Annotated in this window: 4 protein-coding genes and 1 pseudogene; all 5 read right to left on the minus strand. The window is 64.4% G+C overall.

The window, feature by feature from the left end; translation table 11 throughout:
• The coding region (xrtA, locus tag ACN4F8_RS13590) for an exosortase A (RefSeq protein ID WP_419474088.1) at positions 1 to 724 on the minus strand (724 nt) is incomplete at its 3' end.
• On the minus strand, positions 717 to 1961 hold the full coding sequence (locus ACN4F8_RS13595; protein WP_419474089.1) for a TIGR03087 family PEP-CTERM/XrtA system glycosyltransferase: 1245 nt from the start codon (positions 1959 to 1961) through the stop codon (positions 717 to 719). The genes xrtA and ACN4F8_RS13595, both read right to left, overlap by 8 nt.
• 10 nt (positions 1962 to 1971) lie before the next feature.
• On the minus strand, positions 1972 to 3024 hold the full coding sequence (locus tag ACN4F8_RS13600) for a FemAB family XrtA/PEP-CTERM system-associated protein (protein ID WP_419474090.1): 1053 nt from the start codon (positions 3022 to 3024) through the stop codon (positions 1972 to 1974).
• On the minus strand, positions 3017 to 3895 hold the full coding sequence (locus tag ACN4F8_RS13605; protein ID WP_419474091.1) for an XrtA system polysaccharide deacetylase: 879 nt from the start codon (positions 3893 to 3895) through the stop codon (positions 3017 to 3019). Before ACN4F8_RS13605 ends, ACN4F8_RS13600 begins: the two co-directional genes overlap by 8 nt.
• A 5-nt stretch (positions 3896 to 3900) precedes the next feature.
• A pseudogene (locus ACN4F8_RS13610) lies at positions 3901 to 4243 on the minus strand (ATPase); the annotation flags it as partial.

Below are 4243 nucleotides of genomic sequence, written 5' to 3' on the forward strand. Positions count from 1 at the left end.
CCGAGAGGTGGCCGATCATCACGATCATGTAGGCACGCAACCAGTTGGCCACCAACGGCACCAGGATGGCCACGCCCACGAAGATCAGGCGCTTGGTCAGGCTCTGGTAGCTCAGGTAGGCGAACAGACTGCCCACGGTGACAGACGCGATCATGTAGCGGATGCCACTGCACGCTTCCACCACCGACCACGAGCCCGACGGGATGATGAACTGCAAGCCTTCGCGGTAGACCGGCACGCCACTCAGACGCAGCGCCATGATGGTGAAGTCGGCGGTCCACTCCATCAGCTGGGGCAACATGAAGTCGCCGATGGGCACGGCAAAGAACAGAAACCCCAGCGGAAACGCCATGGCCAAAGCCACTGGCCAGCCCAGCACCGTCGGCACGGAGAGCACCAGCAGCATGACCAATGCCAGCTGGGTGGCCGCGTTCACCGCGACGAGGTCGCCGGCCAGCCACAGGCTTGCTGCGCCGAGCAGCATCAGCGTGGCCAACCAGCTCGGGCGCGGCTGCATGGCCGCCAAGGAATGGCGAATGCGCCAGATCAGCCACAGCGAGATGACCGGCACCACAAAGCCATGGGCATAGGTGTCAGAACGCGCCCAGATGGAGACCATGCCGGCAACCGTGTGCGCGTGGAGCACCAGAATGGCCAGCAGCAACAGCGCCAGGGACGCCAGCGGCAATCGCCAATGGGCGGGCAAGCGCGCGGTGTCAGACATGAACGGCGGTCTCCAGGGAGCTTGTGTTGTCGGCGCCGTGCAGGCTGCCAAGGCCTTGATCGATGCCGCTCAGGTGAGCCTGCCAGCTGAAGCCTTGCTCCACATAGGCGCGGGCGCACACGCCCAGTGCGGCCGCCTGGTCGGGGGTGTCCAACAAAGGCTGCAGGGCCTGAACGAACGCTTCGGGTGTTTCGGCGCGCAGCAGGCCTTGCCCGGCTGAGGCTCCGATGGCATCGGCGCAGCTGCCGACGGTGATCACCGCTTGCTGCATGGCCATGGCCTCCAGGATCTTGTTTTGAATGCCACGCGCCACGCGCAAGGGTGCCACCACAGCGGCCGCGTGTTGCAGGTAGGGCCGCACATCGGGCACCGTGCCGGTGACCTCCACGTGCTCACCGGCCAGCGCGAGCACCTGCGCCGACGGGTTGCGGCCCACGATGTAGAACCGTGCACGTGGCCAGTGGGCGCGCAGGCGCGGCAGCATCTCGGCCACGAACCAGCTGACGCCGTCGATGTTGGGCCAGTAATCCATGGCGCCGGTGAAGACCACGGCCTGCTCGCCTGCGGGGAACGGGCTGGGGCGCTTGGGGTCGGGCGAGAAAAAATCGGCGTCCACCCCATTGCTCAGGGACTGCACCTTGTCGCGGCACTCGGGTGCCTGGGAGACGAACAGCGCGGTCTCGTTGGGGGTCACAAAGTAAGAGCGGTGCGCCTGCGCTGCCACACGGCGCTCGTAGGCGAGCAGTCGCTGGCCTTCGCGCCGGTACAGCGTGGACAGAGGCCAACGATGGGCTGGTGCGTACTGCGTCCATTTGGCCGAATCGACATCGACAAAATCCACCAGCATCGGCACGCGGGGCGCGAGCGGCTGCGCGTATTGCGCCATGGCGGACGAGAACACGACGCTGGCTTGCAGAGCGTGCTTGTTGGCCACGTCCTGCACCCAGCGCTGCATGCCGGCATTGCGGTAGTAGGCCAGGGTGAGCGCTTCCCCGGCCAGCAGCCCGGTGAGGCTTTTGAGCTTGGCGGTGCGCGGCGAGATGCGCTCCACATGCAGATCGGGGCACATGGCCCGAAGTGTCGGCAGGTGTTGCTCGTCGTCCGGGTCGTCAATGAAGGTGCCGAGAAACACCCGGTGGCGCTGCAGCAGATGGCGCAGCAGGTGGTACGAGCGCACCTTGTCACCCTTGTTGGGCGGGTAAGGCAAGCGGTGCACGAGGTAGAGCAGGTTCGCCATGGGTGCCTGCTCAGCCGAGGTTGCGCACGATGTGGGGACCCAGCCAGTTCGCGAGGCCCAGCGGCATGCGGCGCCAGGTGGCGATCAGCAGCTTGTACTTGGCGTTGGCGGGGTTGTTTTGCGGAATGCGCTCGCGCTTGTACAGGCGGTATTCGTAGTTCAGCGGCGTGGGCTCAAAGCCCCAGTTGCGCTTGAATGCGTAGGGCCCGGTGCCCTCCTTGCTGCGACCGTAGTCGAACACCTTGAGGCCACGCGCGCAGGCCAGGCGCATGAGTTCCCAGTACTTGAAGTCGTTGGCGGCGAGGTCGCGCGCGGCTTCGTCGTCGCCTGCGTAGTAAGGCAACACCTCGTCCCGAAAATAAAAACTCAACACGCTGGAGAGCGGACGACCTTCAGCCGAACACACGGTGAGTACCTCACAGTCGTCGCCAAAGGTCTTGAGCAGCGTCTGGAAAAAACGCTTGGGAAACGCGGGCGTGCCGTGTCGGTGCACGTTGTCGGCGTACAGCGCAAAAAAACGGTCTGCACTGGCATCCACTTGCGAAGTGAGGCCGTTCTTGATGCCTTTGCGCACCATGGCTCGCTGTTTGCGCGGAATGGCCAGCATGTTGTCCTCTTCCTTCGGCAGGATGGCCTTGCGGAAGGTGACGTAGAGCTCTTGTACCGGCCAGTCGGTGTGGCGGCGGTCGATGTGGCGAAGTTCCAGGTGGTCGGTGCCCAGTTCGATGGCCAGTCGTTGCGCTTCGCCCTCCAGCGCGGCCATGGCCGCCGGCGACTCGGATGCCACGCCACCGTACACCGCAAAGGGCAAGCCGGTGAGTGCGTTGCCAAACAGCCGGCTGTTCACATGGGCCAGCGGCAACACGCCCTGGATCTCACCGTCTTGCTCGGCAAACAGGAAAAAGGTGGGGTGCCGGAACACATCACGGATGACGGTCTGCCAGCCGGCGCGGTGGAAAAAGGTGGCGTTGGGGCACTGCGCGACAAACGCTTCCCATCGGGCGACCTGGTCGGGTTGGGAGCTGTCCAGGCGTTGAATCTGCAGGGCGCCGTGATCAGACAACGGGCACCCCTGTCAAACGGTCTGGTGCACGGCTTTTCAGGAAGATGTCGTCCATGCGGCCCCAGCGAAAGTCTTTGAGCAGACGCGCCAGGCGTTGCTCGGTGCGACCGATGTTCACGTAATGGCGAAACCGGGTTTTCAGGTCGATGCCGGAGACACGGGGTTGGCCGGGATCGATCTCCCAGGGATGAAAGTAAAAAATCGCGGACTCTGCATCGCGCTGGTTGACCTGCTGCAGCATCCAGCGCGACAGGGCGTACGGGAGCAACCGGAAATAACCACCGCCGCTGGAGGGCAGGTTGCGGTTGAACAGCCGCAACGTGGTGGGCGGCACTTCCATCAGGCCATCACGGATCTGGTGCGCAAAGCGCGGTGCGTCGGGCATGCCGTAGTGGTCGTGCTTGACGGGGTAGATGCTGGAGCTGTAGCGGTAGCCGGCGCGCAACAAGGTGTCGAGCGCCCAGAGGTTGCCGGTGCCGATGGAAAAACTCGGTGCACGGTAACCCTGCACTTGCTGTCCGCCAATGTCTTCGAGCAGCGCCTTGGCGTGCGACACATCATGAAAGAACTCGGCCTCGGTCAGGTCGGAGGCACGCTGGTGGCCATACCCATGGCTGGCCAGTTCGTGGCCTTCGCTCACGATGCGGCGCACCATCTGCGGATAACGCTCGGCGACCCAGCCCAGGGTAAAGAACGTTGCCTTGGTCTGCTCGTCGCCCAGCAGCTTCAGGATGCGGTCGATGTTGTGCTCGACGCGGCACTCGCGGCTGTCCCAGTCGGCACGGTCGATGTGGGGTGCGAAAGCCGACACCTGGAAGTAGTCCTCAACGTCGATCGTCAAGGCGTTGGTGAGGGGCGAACGGGCAGGCATGGCGCTCACTTGGGCAGTTCGTTGGGGGCGCCGTTGGTGCTTGGCTTGCGCGCAGCGGCAACGATCTTCTTGAGCGAACTCAAGATTTCCAGACTGATGCGCTCCTGCCTCAACACGCTGCGTTCCATGCGAAGCAGGCGGGTGCTGAGTTGCTCGGCCGACACCCGGGTGAGTTGGTCGCTCATGCCGTCCACCAGGGTGGGGTCGAGCGAGAGTTCGGCCAGATCCATGTCGTCGGCCATCCAGGTGGGGGCCGGGCTGGTGCCGGCGTTGGGCAGATGAGCCCAGCGCTCCTGGTCTTCAGCCATCCGGGACGGAGCGCCCGCATTTTCCACATGCATCTCGGCG

This window comes from Hydrogenophaga sp. (assembly GCF_048549895.1).
Taxonomy (GTDB): Bacteria; Pseudomonadota; Gammaproteobacteria; order Burkholderiales; family Burkholderiaceae_C; genus Hydrogenophaga.

Bases quoted from the DNA above. Each gene is read 5' to 3' on its own strand.
- ACN4F8_RS13595 (WP_419474089.1), bottom strand. From the start codon at position 1,961: ATGGCGAACCTGCTCTACCTCGTGCACCGCTTGCCTTACCCGCCCAAC.
- ACN4F8_RS13605 (WP_419474091.1), bottom strand. From the start codon at position 3,895: ATGCCTGCCCGTTCGCCCCTCACCAACGCCTTGACGATCGACGTTGAG.